This is a genomic window from bacterium (assembly GCA_030648955.1).
In the GTDB taxonomy this organism is placed as follows: Bacteria; Patescibacteriota; Minisyncoccia; order Phycocordibacterales; family JAUSHB01; genus JAUSHB01.
In genome coordinates this window covers 41753-62153 of record JAUSHB010000021.1, presented here as the reverse complement: position 1 = coordinate 62153, position 20401 = coordinate 41753, and the positions used below count along the sequence as shown (strand labels likewise).

Annotated in this window: 17 protein-coding genes; 9 read left to right on the top strand and 8 right to left on the bottom strand. The window is 41.1% G+C overall.

Features of this window, described 5'->3' with window-relative positions:
- Positions 1–9 precede the first annotated feature (9 nt).
- From Q7S11_05140 to Q7S11_05110, 7 genes are all read right to left on the bottom strand, one after another.
- The gene (locus Q7S11_05140; GenBank protein MDO8573107.1) at positions 10–2739 is read right to left on the bottom strand and encodes an HAD-IC family P-type ATPase; all 2730 of its coding nucleotides are present in this window, start codon (positions 2737–2739) and stop codon (positions 10–12) included.
- Positions 2740–2756: 17 nt separating this feature from the next.
- Entirely contained in the window at positions 2757–3059 is a 303-nt protein-coding gene (locus tag Q7S11_05135; GenBank protein ID MDO8573106.1) for a nucleoside triphosphate pyrophosphohydrolase, read from the bottom strand.
- 1 nt (position 3060) lies between these two features.
- Positions 3061–3279: a DUF1653 domain-containing protein gene (locus tag Q7S11_05130; GenBank protein MDO8573105.1), complete on the bottom strand. Its 219-nt coding sequence runs from the start codon at positions 3277–3279 to the stop codon at positions 3061–3063.
- Positions 3280–3292: 13 nt separating this feature from the next.
- The gene (locus Q7S11_05125) at positions 3293–3691 is read right to left on the bottom strand and encodes a DUF2000 family protein (protein MDO8573104.1); all 399 of its coding nucleotides are present in this window, start codon (positions 3689–3691) and stop codon (positions 3293–3295) included.
- A 33-nt stretch (positions 3692–3724) separates the two neighbouring features.
- Positions 3725–6217, bottom strand: coding sequence for a preprotein translocase subunit SecA (gene secA, locus Q7S11_05120; protein MDO8573103.1), 2493 nt, complete (start codon positions 6215–6217; stop codon positions 3725–3727).
- Between the two features lie 501 nt (positions 6218–6718).
- Complete coding sequence (gene murB, locus Q7S11_05115) at positions 6719–7765, bottom strand: UDP-N-acetylmuramate dehydrogenase (protein MDO8573102.1); 1047 nt, start codon at positions 7763–7765, stop codon at positions 6719–6721.
- A gap of 302 nt (positions 7766–8067) precedes the next feature.
- Positions 8068–10284 (bottom strand): O-antigen ligase family protein, encoded by a 2217-nt coding sequence (locus Q7S11_05110; GenBank protein MDO8573101.1) that lies wholly within the window; start codon positions 10282–10284, stop codon positions 8068–8070.
- 349 nt (positions 10285–10633) lie between these two features.
- Between Q7S11_05110 and Q7S11_05105 the strand changes: the two genes are divergently transcribed.
- From Q7S11_05105 to Q7S11_05070, 8 genes are all read left to right on the top strand, one after another.
- Entirely contained in the window at positions 10634–10879 is a 246-nt protein-coding gene (locus tag Q7S11_05105) for a helix-turn-helix domain-containing protein (protein MDO8573100.1), read from the top strand.
- A gap of 13 nt (positions 10880–10892) precedes the next feature.
- A complete protein-coding gene (locus tag Q7S11_05100) occupies positions 10893–11735 on the top strand; it encodes an ABC transporter permease (GenBank protein ID MDO8573099.1) in 843 nt (280 codons plus the stop codon).
- A 39-nt stretch (positions 11736–11774) separates the two neighbouring features.
- A complete protein-coding gene (locus Q7S11_05095; GenBank protein MDO8573098.1) occupies positions 11775–12164 on the top strand; it encodes a GxxExxY protein in 390 nt (129 codons plus the stop codon).
- Positions 12165–12179: 15 nt separating this feature from the next.
- Entirely contained in the window at positions 12180–13430 is a 1251-nt protein-coding gene (locus tag Q7S11_05090) for an ABC transporter ATP-binding protein (GenBank protein MDO8573097.1), read from the top strand.
- A gap of 1 nt (position 13431) precedes the next feature.
- Positions 13432–15207: an asparagine synthase (glutamine-hydrolyzing) gene (gene asnB / locus Q7S11_05085; protein ID MDO8573096.1), complete on the top strand. Its 1776-nt coding sequence runs from the start codon at positions 13432–13434 to the stop codon at positions 15205–15207.
- Positions 15200–16189, top strand: coding sequence for a glycosyltransferase family 2 protein (locus Q7S11_05080; GenBank protein ID MDO8573095.1), 990 nt, complete (start codon positions 15200–15202; stop codon positions 16187–16189). Before asnB ends, Q7S11_05080 begins: the two co-directional genes overlap by 8 nt.
- Positions 16190–16255: 66 nt before the next feature.
- Positions 16256–16798, top strand: a complete 543-nt coding sequence (locus Q7S11_05075) for a class I SAM-dependent methyltransferase (protein ID MDO8573094.1) — start codon at positions 16256–16258, stop codon at positions 16796–16798.
- 1 nt (position 16799) lies between these two features.
- Positions 16800–17792 carry a glycosyltransferase family 2 protein gene (locus Q7S11_05070; GenBank protein MDO8573093.1) on the top strand — a complete coding sequence of 331 codons (993 nt, stop codon included), beginning with the start codon at positions 16800–16802 and terminating at the stop codon, positions 17790–17792.
- 14 nt (positions 17793–17806) lie between these two features.
- Here the strand turns inward: Q7S11_05070 and Q7S11_05065 are convergent, their stop codons facing one another.
- A complete protein-coding gene (locus tag Q7S11_05065) occupies positions 17807–19312 on the bottom strand; it encodes a radical SAM protein (GenBank protein MDO8573092.1) in 1506 nt (501 codons plus the stop codon).
- 161 nt (positions 19313–19473) lie between these two features.
- On the opposite strand from Q7S11_05065, the gene Q7S11_05060 reads away from it, so the two are divergent.
- Positions 19474–20385, top strand: coding sequence for a hypothetical protein (locus Q7S11_05060; GenBank protein ID MDO8573091.1), 912 nt, complete (start codon positions 19474–19476; stop codon positions 20383–20385).
- Positions 20386–20401 lie beyond the last annotated feature (16 nt).

The window sequence follows — 20401 nt, the reverse complement described above, 5'->3', positions numbered from 1 at the left end:
GATACTATTTTATACGGCTAAATGTTTCCCCGTTTGATGGAACATATTCTGACTTTTACCCAATACGCATGATTTTCGATTTCGATGGAAAAATTTTCGCACCTCTTCAACAATGACAATCGAAAATGCGATAGGAATAATCATCATCCATTCACTCCCGGTAAGTGGAGTCGTGTGAAGAAGTTTCTGCATAAGGGGATTATACACCGCGAAAAGCTGTAGAATAATCACGATCGCCGTTGCACCCATTAAAAACTTATTTGAGAACGGATTCATTTGAAAAATTGACTTATCTTCAGAGCGGCAATTCCATGCATTGAGCCATTGAAAAACAGCGAGTGTAGTAAGTGAGATAGTCCACGCTTTTGTGATATCGGTTTCAAAATATTCCCTAAAAAGAAAAAGTGTTCCCACCATCATTGGCACTGCCATTAAAATCATTCTTTTTATCGTGAGTGAATCAATGAGATACTTTTTCGGCTTTTCAAAATTTCGGCGAAGTAACCCTTTTTCTTTCGGCTCCATAGCAAGGGCAACATCAAGAAAACCATCAGTGATGAAATTAAGCCAGATAATCTGTGCGGCAAGTATGGGAAGCGGATACCCAAGAAATAACGCTCCTACAATCGTAAGCACTTCTCCAATACTCGTTGAAAAAAGATAGAGAATTACTTTTTTAATTGTTTTATAAATACTTCTCCCCTCTTCTATTGCCGAGACAATGCTTCCAAAATTATCATCGAGCAAAATGAGGTCTGCCGCTTCTTTTGCAACTTCGGTACCCGTCTTCCCCATCGCAACACCAAGATCAGCTGCGACAAGCGATGGCGCATCATTTACTCCATCTCCCGTCATTGCAACAATTTCTCCATTCTTTTTGTAAGCATTCACAATTTGTAATTTATGCTCCGGAGTTACCCGCGCAAATACGGACGTTTTAGAAACTTTTGCGGCAAGCTCTGTGTCGGACAAGGTATCAATTTCTGCTCCGGTAATAATTTCGTCGCCTGCGTGATAAATACCTGCTTCCTTTGCAATCGCCAAGGCGGTTATTTTATGATCACCGGTAATCATAACAACTCGCACGCCAGCAGATGTTGCTTTCGCCATCGCTTCGGCAACCTCCGAACGAAGTGTATCTTTCATCCCAAAAAAACCAACAAAAGTAAGTTCTTTGATTGATTCTGTAATAAGCGGTTCTTCTGTTCCACTCTTTATCGCAAAAGCAATAACGCGAAGACCTTCTCCTGACATGCGGAGAACTACAGATTCAAGTTTCTGTCGATCTTCATCTGACAAAAAAACATGATCGCCACTATGCCATATTGTTTTTGAAAGACCAAGAATCGTCTCGGGTGCTCCTACAACCGTGAGAAATTGTTTGCCAGAAATCAGACGAGCCGTTACGTGATATTTTAATTTGTAATCAAAAGGAATTTCGGCATTGAGTGGAAATTCTCGCTCAATGTCATCCTTATGAAACCCCACCTTTTGACCCAATACAAGCATTGCCGCTTCTGTTGGGTCGCCCGAAACATGCCATTGCTGGGATTCTTGAAGGAACATCACGCGCGCATTCGCGCACAGCACAGCGATTTTGCCAGCAAATATGAGTTCTGGATATTCTTTGATATCAATCGCGTTCCCCGCGATTGATATCTTCCCCGTCGGTTCATAGCCTACTCCTCCAATATCAAAGAATTTTTCTTGCACATATACTTTCTCGATTGCAAGCTCGTTTTTTGTGATTGTTCCCGTTTTGTCAACAGCAATCACATGCGCCTGCCCCAATGCTTCAACCGCTTGCAATCTTTTTACTAAAACGTTTTGCTTGCTCATTCTCCATACGCCAGTAGCAAGCACAAGTGTCATCACGATAGGAAGACCCTCGGGAATGATTGAGACGGCAAGCGATACTACGGTCGCAAACATTGTCTTCCAAGAATTTCCAAGGGTAATACCGAGTAAAAAAATAGTCACACTGACAATCGCTACAACAATAATGATAAGTCGGGAAAGGGAACGGATATTTGTCTTGAGTGGCATTTCGGTATCAATCGCGGAAATCTCTTTTGCGATTTTTCCAATTGTCGTATTAATCCCTGTCGCAACCACAATCGCCCTGCCATTGCCTGACACAATGTGTGTACCCTTAAACACCATATTCCTCTCTCCGACTGGAGCGATAGATTCTTTTTCAATCGTTTCGCTTATTTTATGGACCGGTTCTGATTCTCCCGTTAATGCGGCTTCGTCTATGGTGAGATTGTGAGAAAGAAACACTCGCGCATCAGCAGAAATTTTTTCTCCTTCTTGCAAAATAAGAATATCTCCGACAACAACGTCCCGATCGGGAACAATCATCTCCTCTCCTTCACGGAGAACGGTTGCTTTTGTTTCTGTAAACTTTTTAAGAACAAGGAGCATGTTCTGTGCTCTTCCTTCCTGAATCGTTCCGACAATCGCGTTAAAAATAAGGATGAAAAAAATAATGGAAGCATCTACAATTTCCCCCATTAAAAATACTGCAGCACTTGCCACAAATAATATATAAATAAGCGGACTCTCAAATTGTCGAAAAAATATCGCAAGCAGGGTGGGGACATTGCCTTGAGGCAATTCATTCCGCCCGTGAATATCAAGACGGGTGGAAGCATCGGCTTTTTTCAAACCATGTTCACTGGAATTCAAAGAGGTGAATATTTCGTTATGATTTTTTGAGGACCAAGAATTATTCATGGTATGTTGCAGTTTTATTATGACTCGTCAAGAATAATCCGTTTTTCAAATTTTCCTCGCTCTTGCGCCTTGTTATTTTTTACCGTATCAATTTCAGATACGTTAAATTGTTTATAGTCACGGATAGCATCTATCACTTCAAGGATGTCGATAAGTTCTTCAATAGTTTCAGCTTCATTGAATTCTTTGACTTCTTCCCCCAATTTTTCTTTAAGTTTTTGCCAATACTCTTTTTCATCGGCAATATGTATCATAGGAACGCCACCCTTTTTTCGGATATGTTCCGGAATGTTGTCTCTCACAAGTTTATTGTATTTCATATTATTTCCCTACATATTTAAATCTTGGCATTTTCTTTCCATCTATTTCCACTTCTTGTAAAAACATTTTGAGTGGCCGCACCCATAGTCCTCTTTCTCCATACAGTGCTTTATATACAACTATTTCTTCAAGCGTTTCACTGTGTTGGGCAATTCCAATCACTTCATACTGTTTCCCTTTGTAATGCTCGTAAATTCCTGGTTTTGGTTTATTTTCCATGGCACTTTTTGATTTATTTCCAGAGCCGTAATGTCCCTGTTAATGCTTTTAACTCGTCCTTTGGACCAAATATTCCTATTCCGAGTATGTCCATTTCATCTGCTTGTATAATGTTTAGGGTTTTTTCCAATTCTTCATCGTCAATCATATCAATCATTTCTTGCACATACACAATCCGAGACAGCTTAGTGTTACGAAGTCTTGTTTCTAAATTTTTCAATTCATCTTTCGTTGCCTTCAAAGCAACAACTGCAAATTGAGAGTTTCTAGGAAAGTTTAATCCGTCTTTTGACACAAAGTATTCTCCCGTATCAAACGGTTCTGACATTTTATTGCCGAGATATGCTGCAATGTGACCAATCGTGTTAGTTAATTGCCAAGAAGCTAAGCCCTCTCGAAGCACGATGATCATCTTTCTTGAAAAATCTTGTATCACAATGATTCCCTATTTTCCATGACACTTCTTGTACTTCTTTCCAGACCCACATGGGCAAAGATCATTGCGACCAATTTTTTCACCCAGATGAACTCCGGGATTTACTTGAGTAGAAGATGTCCCCTTATTCCCCTCTTCGCTACCACCACCCGAAAGATTGAAATTTTTCGGCATAGTTCGTGTGGGAGTGCTTGAAATAGTCATAGTCTGCGAATTTAAATTCGCAATAAGACCCAAGACTTGCCCGTAAATATTTTCCTTCATATCCTGAAAAAGCTGTAGTCCTTCTTTTTTATATTCAACGAGCGGGTCACGCTGGCCATACGCGCGGAGATTAACCGAGCTTCGCAAGTAATCCATCGCCTCCAAATGCTCCATCCAGTGCATATCAATGACCTGAAGTGCCACCTTACGCGCTGCCGGATAAAAATTATCTGCACCCATATCTTGCTTTTTCTTCTCAATCGTTTTTTTTGCCTCACCATCCCCTTCCGTTATTTCTTCAAGAAATGTATCTGCCTCCGCGTCATTCCCCAAAAGAAGTGTGCGGCGTACACCGTATGCATATTTTCTCTGTTGGTTCATGATATCGTCATATTGCAAAACGTGCTTGCGAGCATCAAAATGAAACCCTTCGATTTTCTCTTGTGCACTTTCAAGCGAACGCGTGATGAGTCGATTCTCAATCGGCTGGTCTTCGGGAATACCAAATCGCCCCATCATTTTCTTGATCGCATCCGAAGCAAATACCCGCATCAAACTGTCTTCAAGCGATACAAAAAACTGTGTTTCACCAGGGTCTCCTTGACGGCCTGCGCGACCGCGCAATTGATTATCGATTCTCCGCGCTTCGTGTCGTTCGGTACCAAGCACAAAAAGTCCACCGAGATTTTTCACTTCCTCATATACTCCTTGCGTAGAAGGATTTCCTCCCAGTTTGATATCAACACCGCGACCCGCCATGTTGGTTGCAATGACCACCCCGCCCTTCTTTCCCGCTTGCGCGATAATTTCTCCTTCACGTTCGTGGTTTTTTGCGTTAAGAACTTCATGTTTAACTCCTTCTTTTAAAAGGTACGCCGAAAGAAGTTCGTTTTTCTCGATAGACACCGTACCGATGAGCACTGGTTGTCCTTTGTCGTTTAATTCTTTTACTTTCTTTGCGATTGCCTTAAATTTTCCCTCTTCGGTCTGAAAAATAAGATCTTCACGGTCAACGCGTGACATTGGTTTGTTTGATGGAACAGAAACAACCTCGAGACTATACACCTTAAAGAATTCCTCAGATGAAGTCCTCGCCGTACCAGTCATCCCTGCAAGTTTTTCATACAATCTAAAATAATTTTGAAATGTAATGGATGCGTAAGTACGAGATTCTTTTTGCACCGCAACGCCTTCTTTTGCCTCAATTGCTTGATGCAGCCCTTCAGACCACCGTCTGCCGGGCTGCAACCTGCCGGTAAATTCATCCACAATCATCACTTCCCCACTCCGCACAACATAATCCTTGTCTCTTTGAAAAAGTGCTTTGGCACGAACCGCTGTTTCTAGGTGGTGGACATATTTAACCCCCTTATCGGTATAAATATTGTCAACACCAAGGGTTTTTTCCGCCTTACTTATGCCATTATCGGTAAGAGAAATTGCTTTGAGTTTCTCGTCCACCGTATAATCATCTTCAACCTTAAGTGTCGTTGCGATGCGTACAAATGTACCATACAAATCTTCTGAATCTGCATACGGAGCGGAAATAATGAGCGGGGTGCGCGCTTCATCAATCAAGATTGAGTCGATTTCATCAACAATCGCGTAATGGTAATTTCTCTGCACGATATCTTGCTCGGTATACGCAATATTGTCACGCAAATAATCAAACCCGAATTCATTGTTCGTTCCGTAGGTGATATCGGCTTCGTATGCCTGCCGTCTGGTACACGGTCTTAAAAATTCATGGAGAACTTTGAAGGCGCCAACCTCGTCGCGTCTTGGGTCAAGATCTTTATGGTTAGGATCATAGATAAATGATGAGTCATGATTGATCACCGAAACCGAGAGTCCGAGGAATGAATAAATTTGTCCCATCCACACAGCATCTCTGCGTGAAAGATAATCATTTACGGTAACCACATGCACTCCCTTTCCTGTTAGCGCATTAAGATATGCCGGAAGTGTTGCAACGAGTGTTTTCCCTTCGCCGGTCATCATTTCCGAAATTTTTCCTTGATGAAGTGCGATGCCGCCCATGAGTTGAACATCATAGTGCCGTTGTCCGAGTGTCCGACGCGCCGCTTCACGTACCGCCGCAAAAGCTTCGGGGAGTATATCGTCGAGTGACACACCCGCCTTTAATTGATCTTTAAACCAGGATGTTTTTTTTGTAAGATCCTCATCGGAAAGCGCTTGCACTGATTCCTCAAACGCGTTGATACTCTCCACAAGTGGTTGTAGGTTTTTAATCGCCTTCTGGGTATCGTCTCCAAATAATTTCTTCAGTAGTGACATAGCTATTTTTGAAATGTTGGCTTATTCTAGCACGAAAAAACCCTCAGCCCAAGGCTGAGGGTTTTTTCACGTAATTTCAAAAAATCTCTTGAAATTTATCGTTTACGCTTCGTGGTCTTCTTTTTTGAAGCCTTCTTTTTCGTTGCTTTTTTCTTTGCCATAATGATGTATGTCTGCAATTTTTTATTAAATAAAAAATGCAGTGTTGGCTTAGATATTAAATACAATAATGTTCGACCTTGCACGTAACGTAAAACATTTTAATGAGTACGTTCGACAATTTTTTAAAATAATTATTGTTTTTCAACTTGCTCGTTGCCGTATTCCTCCACTAATTATCCTACATCAAGAATTAAAAACAATACGCAACAAAAGAAAAGTGTGGATAACTCGAGCACAAGATGAAAATGTAAAAATCAAAGTTTAAAATTACAAATTAAAATTTAAAGATTTACTAAAATATATTGTGCGCCTTGCTTTGTTATTTTACATTTTGATTTTTTATATAATTATTACTTCTCGCTCAAGTGCGATGCCCGTTCGTTCAAACACATCACGTGTAATACATTCCGAAAGATGCACAATGTCATGCGCAGATGCATTGCCATAATTTGCAATTACTAGTGCATGCTTTTGGGTAATTCCCGCGTCTTTATAGCGAACGCCTTTCCATCCGCACATTTCAATGAGCCATGCAGCGGATATCTTTACTTTCCCTAAATACTCATGACCTTTTATGCCGGGAAATGCATTTTGAACCTTAAGATACTGATTTTTTGAAATTATGGGGTTTTTAAAAAACGAACCGGCATTGGGAAGCGTTTGTGGGTTTGGGAGTTTTTGTGCGCGAATTTTAATAATTGCCTCACGCATTTCAAGAATGGAGATAGTTTCTGGAGATCGGTCCAAAAAATATTTTGCAATATCGCCATACCGAAGATTGGGGATACCGTTTTTAGAAAGACAAAATACGACTTTCATCACAACAAGTTTTTTGCCTGCCTGCCCCGCTGGGGCGGTAGGCAGGCCTGCAGATTTTTTAAAAATACTCGTGCGATACGCAAACGCGCATTCATCACGAGAAAGTGTGACGAATATATCTCTCTGTATATCGTACGCACGCACCCATTCTATTGTGTCTTTTACTTCAACACCGTACGCACCAATATTTTGCACCGCTGACGCACCAACGGTCCCAGGAATTGCTGAAAGATTTTCAATTCCCCAAAGGTTATGTTTCACACTCTCTGCCACTAACGCATCCCAAGAAACCCCTCCACCACCATGCGCAAATATTTCCCTACCATGTTCTTCAAATACAATACCTGGTATTTCAATCTTTATAACAACTCCCAAAAATCCACTATCAGGGAAAATTATATTTGACCCGCCACCGAGTACAAAAAACGGAAGTTTGTTTTTGTGCGCGAAGCGTACTGCTTCGCACATTTCATCCTCCGTATGCACAGAAATAAAGTATCGAGCCGACCCCCCAATTCGCATGGTTGTATGGGAAGATAGTGATACATTTTCAAGGGGAAGTACCATTAGTATTTGAAGAAATAATTATGTAAATATATGACCGGCGGGGGCGAACTCCAAAATAAATGTCTTATGTGAGTGCAACCGCCGGTCATACTTTTACACAATTATCCATATAGTATACAAGTAATCGGACGTATTATGCAAAAAGCCTATGTAATACCTACTTACACTACCATTTAAAAACGTAAAACCCGCCAGAGGCGGGTTTTACGCAGACATTCATTGATTTTGAAAGTACCCATTCAGAGCACTCACAATGAGAAGGGTAGCATAAATCCTTAAATAGTCAAGAAAAATATTTTCGATTACGGATTTTTTCCGGCTTTAATTTCTTTAATGTAATATTCTCCCTGATCTTTAAATCCTGCATCAGCGTCTATTGCTTTTTGTATTTCCGCGATTGCTTTCTGGCGTTCACCTTTCTCCAAATACAGTGCGGCAAGAGATGTGTGGTAACGATAGTTTGAAGGGTCGGCGACTATGTATGCATTAAGTACTGCCTCCGCATTTTTATAGTCTTTTGTGTCGAGATACGCCCGAAGTAATCGCTCGTCAGGTATTCCTCCACCGCCTAATCTTTGTCGGATTGGAAGAAGAATATTGTCCGCTTGGGTTTTGTCCTTGTTGTATATAAGCGTTAGCGCGTAGATAATCCTTGCATTTTCATAGTTCGGCTCAAGTTCATATGCGATTTTTGCCGCATCCACTGCACTGGAATAATCTTTTTTTGTTAAGAATGATCCAATCATTTCAAAATATACCTGCTGTTTTTTAGGAGTAAGTATTTGTGCATTTTTTAGATATCGCAATGCTTCGTCATGATTACCTATTTGGTTTAAAAACGAACCCATGAAGATTTGGTACCGCGCATCATCGGGAGTACGAGCTATTTGCTTATCAAGTTCAGCCATCGCAAGTGTTACAAAATCATTCTTAGTTGTTTGGTCTGCATCAGATGTGAGAATGCGAGAAGCAGCCATAGTGAGTTGTTCACGCGCTTCTGAAACACCCAATGAGTCATGTGCGATTGATTTTTTGAAATAATCCAAATTGACACCCAAATTGCTTTGTTTTTGCAAAGCTTGAATAAGGTCGAGATTCGCGGATAGGGGGTGAAAGTTAACGAAATAAAGAACGAAAATAGTTACGATAATTGCAATGGGAGAAAAAATAACATCTGTTTCAATGGCACCTCTTCCCTCTTTTGAATTGTCAGCTATTTTCTGCTTAATCGGTTTCTGTAATACCAAGGGGGATGTTGCATGAATACTATGGAGATACGCAAGAACGGAAAAAAAGAGGACGTAGCTCGTGAGATTGTCGAATACAAAGAGATTATTGAAAAAATACCCCGCGAGAAGACCGGTAAAAATACTTTTTTCTGTTATAGAAAAAAATGATTCCCCCCTACGCCATAGGTAATACAATGAGGTGATAAACAAAGAAAGGTACGCGAGAAGACCGGGAAGTCCTCCCGCAATGAGCCAGTCAAAAAACACGTTGTGTGCACGATCAAACCATGGCTCTTGTTCGTACATCTTCGGATCATAATATTTATTGAAAACGAAGTTAAAGCTCTCTTGCCCCCATCCGAATATTGGTCGTTCTTTAAAACCTTGCAGTGCCATATTCCATACCATAAAGCGGGATTTTGTTGTTGTCTCTTGAAATGAAATTGAGGTGAAGCGAGAAAGGACAGGGCTTTCCTTTACCCACGATGCATTGCGAAACGTAAGAACGGTAGCAGGCACAAGAATCGCGACAATAAGCACGCCGATTGCCCACTTGCGAAGAATCACATTTCCTTTTTCGAATAGCGCAATAAGTAGCGTCGCGAGCATCACCCCACCCAAGAGTCCTAAGATAGCTCCTCGTGTCGCGGTGTGGTAGAGCATAAACAAATCAAGGAGAATGACACCACCATAGACCCATCGCATCCATGAAGCACCCCTATACCGCACAGCAAGAAATGCAGTGATAAAAATATGAAACAGAAGATATGCGGCAAAATATGTCGCATTACCGAACGTCGCATCTATTCGGGTGGAACCTTGATGAACTTCGAGTTTCCCTGCCATTTGCAATCCCCCATATCCAACAAGAATTACATTGGCCACAAGCGAAGTCTGCCAAAATCGCACCCAAAGTTTTTGTACTGTGAGTACGGAACTGGCAACTAAAAAATATGCAAAAAAATGAGTGAGCGCCACAAACCCTTCCATGCGCTCATAGTTGCTCCAAAAACTTTTAAACGGATTCTCGCTCAAAACATCAGCGACAGCGATGATCGCCACAAAAGCCCCGAATCCATACAACACCAAAGATTTTTGAGGACGATATGTTGCGTCTCGAAGCGCGAGAATAACCCACGCGCCAGTGATAAGTTCAACGATAATCCTAAACGCAAAGTTTTTCCCCGTGATAAAGGGAAAAAACATGGAGTCGGATACGTAGAGCGGGAGAAAGAGAATCAAAAACAACCCTCCGAAGATAAACCATTGTAAAAATTTATTTATGTTCATCCTGTAGTGAAATTTTAGGTCGTCCGTTCAAAATGGACTTTTTCAAAAATTAAAATTATTCTTTGGTAAATACACACTTGAGTCTCGTGAAAGAATTCTTGCTGTACGACATGAACTGAAATTCTACCACGGAATCCGTTGGTTGTAACTATAGCATATATTTAAAACAAAAAGCACAGGTCGCAATTGAATGGCCTAAATCTCTTGAGCGACTTTTTTTTGTTTGTTTTTGAGAGCGAAGCGAATTAGAAAACAAGAAATACTCTTATATAGTGTAGAACAAAAATTGGGGGTAATTTTTGGGTGGTACCAATTGACACCTTTTGACACTTCTGTATGATTATCTACAATGAATGAAATAAATCCCCATGAAGTATACACAACGGGAGAGACGCGCCGTCTCCTGAAGGTAAGCGAGAGTACTATTAAAAGATTGCTTAAAAAGGGTCTCATTAAAGCAAACAAGGTTGGCGGGCAATATCGAATTTTAGGAAAAGAAATCATTCGCGTTGTTTCTCCTACGCTCGAGAAAGAAGCAGTAAAATCTTACCTTACATTAAAGAAAAAGGTTGTAGGGAAAATTAATAAGTGGTAAGTTGCTGTATAATATGACAGTTACCAATTTTCAACCCATGACAACAACAATCATACGACCCAAAAAAGTATTCAGCCTTGAGGACCTCAAGGAGGTTTGGCGCTACAAAGAGCTTCTCTATTTTTTTACCTGGCGGGACTTCAAGGTACGCTACAAGCAGACCACTATTGGTATCCTGTGGGCAATCTTTCAGCCATTTATAACTATGGTTGTCTTTAGCATATTTTTTGGCACATTTCTCAAGATACCATCAGACGGAATTCCCTATCCGATCTTTGTCTACACAGGACTCCTCTTTTGGACCTTTTTTTCGAGCGCCCTTTCAGAAACAAGCGGCGTTCTTATTAACAATCAATCAATCATCACCAAGGTCTATTTCCCGCGACTCATCCTTCCTCTCTCGTCGGTCACAACTAAATTTGTCGACTTTGCTATCGCTGCAGTTATCCTCGGAGGCATGATGGTTTACTATGGTTACACACCACAACTCATAAGTATTCTTGTTCTCCCTATCCTTCTTGCCGTCACCTTTATGGCGGCAGTAGGAGGCGGGCTTTTTCTTGCCGCGCTCAATGTGAAATACCGTGATGTCCGCTTTGTACTCCCCTTTTTCATCCAACTTCTCCTTTTTATAACCCCCGTCATCTACCCAGCAAGTATCGCGGGAAAATATTCATGGATCCTCGCAATGAATCCCATGATGGGCGTCATTCAAAACGCCCGAGCAGTACTTTTGGGTACTGCGTCCATTAATTGGATTCTCATTGGTATCTCTTTCGCCGCATGTACCGTACTTCTTATTATTGGTGTCATCTACTTCAAAAAGGTTGAGCGTTATTTCGCTGATATCATATAAGGTAAACATACGAATTATGCGAATAATACCAATATGCAAATGACTACGAATAAAAAGATGGGCGAAAAAGTAATCTATCCAGAATTGTCTTACACAGTAACAGGTATCCTTTTTGCTGTTCATAATGAATTAGGACCGTATGCGAGAGAAAAACAATATGGTGATTTAATAGAGGAGAAATTAAAAGAAACCGATATACTCTACAAAAGAGAGGTGGCAATAGCTGACTCGGGAAATATCTTGGACTTTATCATAGACAACAAGATTGTACTGGAGTTAAAGTCTGTCAGGATTATCACAAGAGAAAATTACCGACAAATCCAAAATTATCTCCAACAGGCCCAAATGAAACTCGGCTTACTTGTTAATTTCCGAAATAAATATCTAAAACCAATAAGAATTATTCGTATAGATTCGTATAATTCGTAACATTCGTATATTAGTATGTCAAACTCAATTATCGAAATAAAAAATATCGGCAAGAAATACAACATCACACACCAGCGCGGCGGATATGTTGCCCTACGTGATGTGTTAACAAATATTGCAAAAAGTCCATTCCGATTTGCCAAGCATAAAATAAAAAGAGTTGTGGGGATGGGAATAAAGGAAGAATTCTGGGCGCTTCGCAATGTTAATCTCAATATCAATAAGGGTGACATCGTCGGTATCATCGGACACAACGGTGCCGGCAAATCAACACTCTTAAAGATCTTGACTGGCATCACACCTCCAACCGAAGGCGAGATAATCATGCACGGAAGGGTTGCTTCCCTTCTTGAGGTTGGTACGGGTTTCCATCCGGAACTCACTGGGAGAGAAAATATTTTTCTCAATGGAGCAATCCTTGGCATGACAAAAAAAGAAATTGCGAGGAAGTTTGACGAAATCGTCGCTTTTTCCGGGGTTGAGAAATTCCTCGATACCCCCGTAAAATACTACTCAAGCGGTATGTATGTCCGTCTCGCGTTTTCGGTTGCCGCACACATGGAACCAGACATACTTCTCGTTGATGAAGTTCTCGCCGTTGGCGATACAGAATTCCAAAAAAAGTGCCTAGGTAAAATGGAGGAGGTCACCCAAAAAGACGGTCGCACAATCCTTCTCGTAAGTCACAATATGGCCGCGATCGAACGGCTATGCCGTAAAACAGTTCTTCTCGAAAACGGGAAAGTCCGGATGGTTGGAAAAACGGAAGATGTCATTGCTGAGTACCTCAACACAAAAGAAACGCTTTCGAAACAACCCCTTGCCGAAAGAAAAAATAACAATGGAAGCAAAAGGGCTGTATTCACTCACTGCGAGATGAAAGAATATGACAAAGAAAAGCGCCGGCTTACATTTGAGATACACTATAAAAACAACTCAAAGGAAGCATTCAAAAATATAAAGATATCTTTTGATATACTAGATCAGCAGGGAGCACTTCTGGCTGACATTACCAATACTGTACTTGATCAAAAAATTGACCTTAACGCCGATAAGGGGGTAATCCATCTTACTATTGATGGCGTTAATCTTTCCACTGGAAACTATTATGTCTCTCTTTTCCTTGCCACCGATGCGGTAAATTCAGAAATCCTTAATTGGGTACTAGACGCGTGCATGTTTACCATTGACAACGATTCTTTTTACGAATCCCGTCGCTTGCCTCCAGTGCCAATTAAACTATTATTCGACTTTAAATATTATTAATATGTGTGGTATTTTTGGCGTTACCGGCAACTCTCTAGAATCACACAGAAAAGGCGAGATTGAGCGAGCGCTTGCCTCCCTCTCTAAGCGTGGTCCTGACGATCATGGCATATTCTCTTCCCCCGCCTGCATCCTCGGACAAACACGCCTCTCGGTTATCGATCTCGCAAGTGGGCACCAACCCATGAAAGATAGTATGCGCGACCACACCATAACGTTCAATGGCGAAATATATAATTATCGTGAACTTCGCGACGCGCTTTCACAAAAGGGATACATATTCTCAACTAATTCAGATACCGAGGTCATCCTTAAGGCGTATCAGGAATACGGCGATGACTGCCCAAAACATTTCGATGGCATGTTCTCATTCGCGATTTGGGATAACGAAAGAAAACGGCTTTTTATGGCACGTGACCGGTTTGGTAAAAAACCTTTCTACTACACGCTGGATGATCAGGGTAATTTTGTGTTTGCGTCTGAAATAAAAGCCATCCTCGCAACGGGGAAAATAAAGGGTGTGCTTGACCATGAAGCAATTGATAATTATCTCGCCTTGATGTACGTTCCACCATGGAAAACTGTGTATAAAAATATAAAAGTAATTCCTCCCGCGGGAAGCGCGGTCTTCAAAGACGGTTCCTTGAACATAGTACAATATTGGCAACTTGAAAAGAGCTCGACCTCGATATCGTATGAAAAAGCAAAGGAAGAAGTGCGTCGCCTTCTTACCGAGTCAGTTAAAAAAAGAATGATCGCCGACGTGGAGATCGGGTCGTTCCTCTCCGGCGGGGTTGACTCAACGCTCGTCACAACTATCGCACAATCTTTTTCAAAAACACCGATCAAGACTTTTTCGGTCGGCTACCAAGACTATATTAATGAACTTCCTTTTGCCGCAGAAGCAGCACAGAAGATCGGGACCGACCATCACACGCTCCAAGCAAAAGATGATATGGTGCAAGAGCTCAAAATCGCCGTCGAATATTTTGATGAACCACACGCTGATTCATCAGACTTTCCGCAATACCTCCTCTCAAAATTTACCGCAACAAAAGTAAAAGTTGCTCTCTCGGGCGATGGTGCCGATGAACTATTCCTTGGCTACGGGTGGTATACACGGCATAAAAACCTCTCTTATCGCGCGCATTTCAAAGAAAAAGTTTTTATGAGTCCTTTTTCCGGCTACCTTAATGCGGTGCAAGTATTCACCCAGAGAGAAAGAATGAGGCTTTGGAAAGATGGTGGGCATGTAAATAAAGACTTCATTAACAGTGAGGTAAAAAATTCAAAACTTTCATCTGCAGAAAAAATAAATCTGTTTGACCTTACCACCTATCTTCCCGGACAACTCCTCGTTAAAGCAGACCGAATGGGAATGATGAATTCCCTCGAGGTGCGCTCCCCTTTTCTTGACCACCATCTCGCAGAATTTGTTTATAGCCTTCCCGATGACTACAAGACAAGTACCACGACATTCAAGCGCATTCTGAAAGACATTCTGAGTGAAACAATGCCGCAGGAATTCGTCCACCGCAGAAAACAAGGCTTCGGCGCGCCGGTGAAAAAATGGCTGCGAGAAGAAGCTTTCAAAAATGAAATCTACGCAAAGCTCTATAGTACGAATGCGGACATCTACTCTATGATGGACGAGCAGTTCGTAAAAACAATGATTGACGACTTTTACCTCAAGGGTAATGACCGCTATAATTACAAGATCTGGGTTCTTTATTGTCTGGAATTATGGCTTAGGGGACATAAAAAATACCATGCCTGAGATACTGGCCGACAAAATACCGCGACACGCGGCGCCGTTTAAAACTCCGATCCTTTTTATATTATTCAATCGACCTGACACGACTCAGCGCGTTTTCAATGAAATAAGAAATGTCCACCCGAAAAAACTTTTTGTTGTGAGCGATGGAGCAAGAAATGAAGAAGAAAAGAAACTTGTCGAAAAAACCAGAAAAATAATCAACCAGATCGACTGGGATTGTGAAGTTCACAAAAATTATTCCGACAAAAATCTTGGCTGTAAAATCAGAGTATCATCAGGCATTGATTGGTTCTTTAAAAACGTTGAGCAAGGAATCATCCTCGAGGATGATTGCCTTCCTTCGGAATCATTTTTTAGGTTTTGTGAAGAACTGCTCGAGCGCTATGCCAACAATGAGAAAATAATGCATATAAGCGGCAATTTTTTCCAACAACAAAATAAGAACTTTAAATTCTCCAATAGTTACTATTTTTCAATCCTCCCCCACATGTGGGGCTGGGCGACATGGCGCCGAGCGTGGAAACATTACGACGTAAATATAAAGAGCTGGCCAGAAGTCAAAAAAAGTGGGAGGCTTGCGCAAGTGTTCAATAACCAAGGTGTCTACGATCACTGGTCGTATGTCTGGGACAGATATCATAAAAAAATAAAAAACAGCTGGGATGGGCAGTGGGCTTTTTCCTGTATTGCTAATAACGGGGTTTGTATCAACCCGATAATCAACATGGTCTCAAATATCGGATTTGGCAGCAACGCAACCCACACAAAAGAATCGACGTGGGTGGCGAACTTGCCGACACAGGAAATGGTGTTTCCGCTCGTTCACCCGACAGAGATCATCGTTAATCACCAAGCAGACGCCTTTACCTTTAGGAACGTACTCAATATAGATAAAAAACTACTGCATCGGATTGTCCGACCTTTAAAAACAGCCTTTCCTGGACTTTATCAAAAAATCAAACGGCTGTTCGGTAAACAGTGAGTATTGTGTTTTTTGTCATGTGTTAGGGTATACAAAAATATCATATATAAATAAGAAAGATTTAAAATGAGAGACCAATTCAAAAACTTCATCAACAACCTACTCAGAAAAACGGGGTATCAGATCTCCAGATTTGATACGGCTCCGTATGTGTTCCGAGATAAGCTTAAAAGCTTTCTCGATGAAAATGTACCGCGAGGTAAAATACTGGATATTGGTTCCGCGCAATGGAACTACCCCAAGGAACATTTTCAAAATGTCACCACACTTGACCTAAAGCCCCCCGCTGACATCATTGGAAACATTATGGACCTGCCATTCGACAATGGAAGCTTTGACTGTATTATCTGCCTAGAAACCTTAGAACATGTTGAAGATCCTCTCAAGGCCATGAGCGAGATGTATCGCGTTCTTAAGCCGGGTGGTAAATTCATCGGGTCGGCGCCATTCGCTTATGAGCTTCACGGCGAGGAGTACGGCGATTACTGGCGATTTACAAGACAATGTTGGGAAAAATTGTTGATGAAAAATTTAAAAAATGTCTCAATAGAACCATATGCGGGAAAAACACTTGCTCCGATGGGGTACTTAGTGGTAGGAATCAAATAGTATGAGTGATCCAAAAAACAAAATCATAGAAACCCCGGCAGTCGCGTTTATGATCTTCAATCGACCAAACTATACGAAGGCGGTGTTTGCAGAGATTCGAAAAGCACGACCCCCAAAATTATTCATCGTCGCTGACGGCCCCCGCACACCCTCGGAGGAAGCGGTGTGTAAAGAAACAAGGGCCGTCGTTCAAACTATTGACTGGCCATGTGAAGTAAACAGAAACTATGCTGAAAAAAATTTAGGACTTAAGGAACGATTTCACTCCGGCCTTAATTGGTTTTTTGAAAACGTGGAGGAGGGGATTATTCTCGAGGACGACTGTCTCCCCCACCCTTCGTTTTTTAGGTTTGCAGGCGAAATACTTGAAAGATACAGAGATAATGAACAAATCATGATGGTCTCTGGCGATAATTTTCTGCCTAACCTTAAAAACGATGAAAGCTACTTTTTCTCGCGCTATTTCTCTGTCTGGGGGTGGGCGACATGGCGGCGCGCATGGGGAAAATACGACGTTGAAATGAGGGGTTGGGGGAGTCGTAAAAACAAAGAAAAAATTAAAAAAGTATATCCTCAAAAATTTATGGTTAAACATATAATCAAGTTGCTCGACGATGAATATGCTAAAAAGCATACATGGGATCCGCAGTGGTTGTATGCATGTCTTATGCATGATGGTCTTTGTATAACACCGCACGTAAATCTAATTTCAAATATAGGAGTAGAGGGAACTCATCAAGGAGGATATAATCAGAATCTACCAACCTATGACATGTATGCAACGGGCGGTCTGCGCCACCCGGAAACAATTACAGAAAATACAAATTACGACAACACATTCTACGAAAGGGATTTCAAACCAAAACCACAAACACTATGGACATATCTGCGACGCAAGGTTATTGCGATTCTCGTTAAGTATGAATTCATAAAAAAAATATATCGATCTTTCGTTAAAATAAAAAAATTCCTCACCCCCGCAAAGCAGGGATGAGGAATAATAATCATTTAAGTTTCTGTCATTCGAAGGATATTTAGGGGAATTCCCCCCATTTGTCCCATTGAATGTTCATATTGCACAGCAGGCGCTCCCGGATTGAAAGGGATGTTCAAAATTTCACGAACATTCCTCTCGACTCCATCACGCAGTGTCACCAATTCCTCCGGTGAAAGAAAATCAGTAAAGACGTAGGATTGGTAACCGCCATCCGGCTTACCCTTATAGTAATCACTGATCGTCATATAATCGATCTCAACCTGATGAAGCCGGTCATTTGTTTTCGGACAAACATATGTCCAAATGCCCTGCTTATCCGGGTCTGGAACAGCGTGATCATAATAAGGGGTACCAGGGTAGCACGTGATAATGGTAACATCGAAGTCAGCAGGGCATACTTCCAAAAGCCAACTTTCAGTATCACAGACTGTTTCATTTGTTTCCCCGGGATGACCAATAGACATCAGAGCCTTAACCTTAAGGTTATGTCGACGGGCTATCTCAACGCAACGTGTATTTTCTTCCCTGGTAGCGATTTTGTTAATATTTTTCAGAATGCGCGGTGAGCCAGATTCAAATCCTGTTAAAATCCAGCGAAATCCGGCTTCATGCATCGCTTCTGCTTGTTCATCGGTAAAGAGCTCTGATTTTATAAAACCACGCAAACGCCATGTCGTATTAAGGTCACGTTGCGTCCTTGCAATTAACTCCATCAGTTCAACAATTTTTTTGTTAACATTCAACTCATCATCATAAAACATGAAACCGCGACGGCCCGTAGTTTTATAGAGATGAACCATCTCTTCTACAATATTCTCTGAAGTACGTGTTCTAATCCGCCGCAACATGGGAGATTCCCTTCCGCCGCAAAAACCACAATTAAACGGACATCCGAGCTGGGCAATGAGCGATAAAGCGGATACCCCCTCGATTGAATAATGATAACTCTCAATATCAACTAAATGCCGTGCAGGAAATGGAAGAGCGTTGAGGCGCGTATTGTCAAGAAATAAACTTGATTTTACATTATCTGCATCAACAAGTTTTGGTGCGCTTGGATTACAAGCAAGAAAAATTGCTTCTTCTCCATCTCCCGCAAGAAGCGTATCGAATGATGCTTCTAGCTTTTGCATTGCCAAAACAGCTCTTCCTGGAACACCCTGTAATACTTCCCTCTTGTATGCCGCATTTACGAGTGTCACATGGGGACCGCCGAGAATTGTTTTAGCATTGGGTCGTATCCTTTTAATTACTTCGACAATTTCTGCTACAGCAGGAAGTTGCGGAGTTGTTGCAGTAAAGCCGAAAATTTCAGCCCTTGAGCGTAGTGCGTGCTCTAAGGCGACATCTTTATAATTAATGATCCCAGAAAGATCTAATACTTCTACCTTTGTACCTACTTGCTCGAGAACAGCTGCCACCCGTAAAACTCCGAGGCTCATAAATACACGCTCGTCCAAAAGAAATATGGAGGGCGGTATGATTAAACAAATTCGCTCCGGAATATTTTTGTTCATAACATTCACCTCACGTTGGTTGGTCTATATTAAACTGCAAAGAACTCTACTCTATTATTTAGAGTAGAGTATTTTTAGATAAAGTCAATCCTAAGGGGTAATGATAAGGTTTGGTTATATAAAAAATAGTGTGATAAAATAAACCCACTAACTAAAACCCTATGAAAAACTTAGCGAGGAGACTTAAAAAAAAGATCTGGAATTATCTAAACTTTGATAACAAGATCCGAGCAGTTGAAAAATTGATCGTACGAGAATCAAATATTCAAAAGATGTTATTGGGACATATTCTTGTTGAAAATTTACTCAAAAAAGGTGATTTAAAAAACATACACGAAGCAGAGTTTAAAGTTTTTTCACAATGGGGCGATGATGGAATAATCCAATATCTAATAAATAAAATTGACACCCCAAAAACATTTGTTGATATCGGAGCAGGAACATACACCCAGCCAGATACCAGATTCTTATTAGAGCATGATAACTGGTCTGGAATTGCAATTGATGCTTCACCAGTAGACTCCCTTAAAAATAGCGAGTTGTACCCTTGCTACGATATAACCGCCAAGCAAGCATTTGTTACCGCAGAAAATGTGAATGAACTCATCGATTTTAAAGAAGTTGGATTACTTAATATAGATATTGATGGTAATGATTATTGGATATGGAAAGCTCTGAAAATTTCGCCTGCAATAGTCATTATGGAATATAATCCCTATTTTGGATTAAGACCGATTACTGTTCCTTATGATAAAGACTTTAAAAGAAATGTTGCGCATCACAGTTCTATGTATTACGGTGCATCGTTGATGTCGTTGTGCGACTTAGCAGAAGAAAAGGGGTACTCTTTTATTGGGTGTAATAGTAATGGAGGAAATGCTTATTTTGTTAGGAAAGACAAGATTGGTAAATTAAAAGTAGTTACACTGAAAGAAGGTTACCGAGAAACAAAGTCTAGAGAGCATCGAGATAAAGGTGGCAATCTTACTTTTACTAAACCACAACAGGCGGTGGAAGATCTTCGTGGGATGCCTGTTTTTAATACACAAAAAAATAAGGAGGAGGTATTTTAATACGTCACTATTTTTT